Here is a 3,000-nt window from a genome sequence, read left to right on the forward strand (position 1 = left end):
AAGGCGGCCGTACTGTTGGTGCGGGTGTTGTTGCTGAAATTATCGCTTAATTGCGATAACATTTGACGCAATGCACAAGGAAAGGGCATCATTTGATGCCCTTTTTGCACGCTGTTACATAGAACCTGGCTCATCAGTGATTTTCAATCATAATCATTGTTGAGACAGGCTCTGTTTCACGGCGTTGGATACCGAGTTACGCTCAAAAGCTCATTCGGTTTGGATGCCTCGCTCTGCGGGGCAGAATAGTTTCTGAATTATTGTGGCAGGTTGGTTTATGAGTGCGAATACCGAAGCTCAAGGAAGCGGGCGCGGCCTTGAAGCGATGAAATGGGTAGTTGTGATCGCATTGCTCCTGGTAGCAATTGTCGGCAACTATATTTATCGCGATGTAACTCTGCCGCTGCGTGCGCTGGCTGTAGTAGTGCTGATTGCTGCAGCAGGCGGCATCGCACTGCTGACAATCAAAGGCAAAGCGACTGTGGCATTTGCCCGTGAAGCAAGAACCGAAATGCGTAAGGTCATTTGGCCAACTCGCCAGGAAACATTGCACACCACGTTAATCGTTGCCGCGGTAACTGCCGTGATGTCACTGATTTTGTGGGGGCTGGATGGTATTCTGGTCCGTCTGGTATCGTTTATCACTGGCCTGAGGTTCTGAGATGTCTGAAGCTCCAAAAAAACGCTGGTACGTCGTTCAGGCGTTCTCCGGTTTTGAAGCTCGCGTAGCTAAATCGCTGCACGAGCATATCAAACTGCACAACATGGAAGAGCTTTTTGGCGAAGTCATGGTGCCGACTGAAGAAGTCGTCGAGATCCGTGGTGGCCAACGTCGCAAAAGCGAACGTAAATTCTTTCCTGGCTACGTATTGGTCCAGATGGTAATGAATGACGCCAGCTGGCACTTGGTACGCAGTGTACCGCGTGTGATGGGCTTTATCGGCGGAACGTCCGATCGTCCTGCGCCAATCAGTGATAAAGAAGTTGATGCTATTATGAACCGCCTGCAGCAGGTTGGTGATAAGCCGCGTCCAAAAACGCTGTTCGAGCCAGGCGAAATGGTGCGCGTCAGCGACGGTCCGTTTGCCGATTTTAACGGTGTGGTCGAAGAAGTGGACTACGAGAAGAGCCGCTTGAAAGTTTCTGTTTCCATCTTTGGCCGTGCAACGCCAGTGGAACTCGACTTCGCTCAGGTGGAAAAAGCTTAAGCCTTTTGTTCACTTTTTAGCTCTTGCGGAAGGCGCGAAATTTACCTATAATTTCGCGCCTTTTGTTTTTATGCGCTGCTATTAGCGTGTAAATCGTTATCACGGGGAGCCTGTTTTTCAGGCGCTAAAACCCAATTGAGGAAATATCATGGCCAAGAAAGTACAAGCCTACGTCAAGCTGCAGGTTGCAGCTGGTATGGCTAACCCAAGTCCGCCTGTTGGTCCAGCTCTGGGTCAGCAGGGTGTTAACATCATGGAATTCTGCAAAGCGTTTAACGCTAAGACAGAATCTCTGGAGAAAGGCCTGCCTACTCCAGTTGTTATCACCGTATACAGCGACCGTTCCTTCACTTTCGTTACCAAAACGCCTCCGGCTGCCGTTCTGCTGAAAAAAGCAGCGGGCATCAAGTCTGGTTCTGGTAAGCCGAACAAAGATAAAGTCGGTAAAGTGACTCGTGCTCAGGTACGTGAAATCGCAGAAACTAAAGCTGCGGACATGACAGGTTCTGACGTAGAAGCGATGACTCGCTCTATCGAAGGTACTGCTCGTTCCATGGGCCTGGTAGTAGAGGATTAAGAAATGGCTAAGCTGACCAAGCGCATGAGCGTAATTCGCGACAAAGTTGACGCGACCAAGCAGTACGACATCACCGAAGCTGTTGCTCTGTTGAAAGAACTGGCTACCGCTAAGTTTGTTGAAAGCGTTGACGTTGCTGTTAACCTCGGCATCGATGCACGTAAATCTGATCAGAACGTGCGCGGCGCGACCGTTCTGCCACACGGTACTGGTCGTTCAGTACGTGTTGCCGTCTTCACCCAAGGTGCAAACGCTGAAGCTGCTAAAGCAGCTGGCGCAGAGCTGGTTGGTATGGAAGACCTGGCTGAGCAGATCAAAAAAGGCGAAATGAACTTTGACGTTGTTATCGCATCTCCAGATGCAATGCGCGTTGTTGGCCAGTTGGGCCAGGTTCTGGGCCCACGCGGTCTGATGCCAAACCCGAAAGTTGGTACTGTAACCCCTAACGTTGCTGAAGCAGTTAAAAATGCTAAAGCAGGTCAGGTTCGTTATCGTAACGACAAAAACGGCATCATCCACACCACCATCGGTAAAGTGGATTTTGACACTGACAAATTGAAAGAAAACCTGGAATCCCTGCTGGTTGCGCTGAAAAAAGCTAAACCATCTCAGGCGAAAGGCGTGTACATCAAGAAAGTCAGCATCTCTACCACCATGGGCGCCGGCGTTGCCGTTGACCAGGCTGGTCTGAGCGCATCAGCAAACTAATTGCTGCTTGTAACGGGCGAAAAATTCATCTAGAATCTTACGCCCGTTGTTCTGGTTGTTAATGCAATTCAGAACCCAGATTCAAAGTGAGTGAATGACAAAGTCTAAACGCTTAGTTATTCAATCGCTTAGGTTGGAGCCAGGCCTTATCCTGGCCTCCGTCCGAGACCGCAGGAGCAGAATATTTTCGGATATCTTGCTTAATACCCTGCGTAGACGGTGACAGAACCAAAAAGAATTTTTTCTTCGCTGGATTCTGCTCACCGTGTAATAGCGCTTATCGCCTTCGAGTGAATGAGTGAAGTGAGTTCCGGGAAATTATTCCCGGCCAATCCAGGAGCAAAGCTAATGGCATTAAATCTTCAAGGCAAACAAGCGATTGTTGCTGAAGTTAGCGAAGTAGCCAAAGGCGCGCTTTCAGCGGTTGTTGCGGATTCCCGCGGCGTAACCGTTGATAAAATGACCGAACTGCGTAAAGCAGGTCGTGAAGCTGGCGTTTACATGCGT

Annotated in this window: 5 protein-coding genes; all 5 read left to right on the forward strand. The window is 49.6% G+C overall.

Annotated elements, in window-relative coordinates; translation table 11 throughout:
• The first annotated feature begins 277 nt into the window (after positions 1-277).
• The gene (gene secE, locus RTM06_RS22150) at positions 278-661 is read left to right on the forward strand and encodes a preprotein translocase subunit SecE (protein WP_008108388.1); all 384 of its coding nucleotides are present in this window, start codon (positions 278-280) and stop codon (positions 659-661) included.
• Between the two features lies 1 nt (position 662).
• Positions 663-1,208, forward strand: coding sequence for a transcription termination/antitermination protein NusG (gene nusG / locus RTM06_RS22155; RefSeq protein WP_008108391.1), 546 nt, complete (start codon positions 663-665; stop codon positions 1,206-1,208).
• A gap of 148 nt (positions 1,209-1,356) precedes the next feature.
• Positions 1,357-1,785 carry a 50S ribosomal protein L11 gene (gene rplK, locus RTM06_RS22160; RefSeq protein ID WP_008108393.1) on the forward strand — a complete coding sequence of 143 codons (429 nt, stop codon included), beginning with the start codon at positions 1,357-1,359 and terminating at the stop codon, positions 1,783-1,785.
• 3 nt (positions 1,786-1,788) lie between these two features.
• Complete coding sequence (gene rplA, locus RTM06_RS22165; RefSeq protein WP_008108395.1) at positions 1,789-2,493, forward strand: 50S ribosomal protein L1; 705 nt, start codon at positions 1,789-1,791, stop codon at positions 2,491-2,493.
• A 348-nt stretch (positions 2,494-2,841) separates the two neighbouring features.
• A partial coding sequence (gene rplJ / locus RTM06_RS22170; RefSeq protein ID WP_312184728.1) for a 50S ribosomal protein L10 occupies positions 2,842-3,000 on the forward strand: 159 nt, incomplete at its 3' end.

Origin of the sequence: Pantoea sp. CTOTU46764 (assembly GCF_031974595.1) — a bacterium.
GTDB lineage: Bacteria > Pseudomonadota > Gammaproteobacteria > Enterobacterales > Enterobacteriaceae > Pantoea > Pantoea trifolii.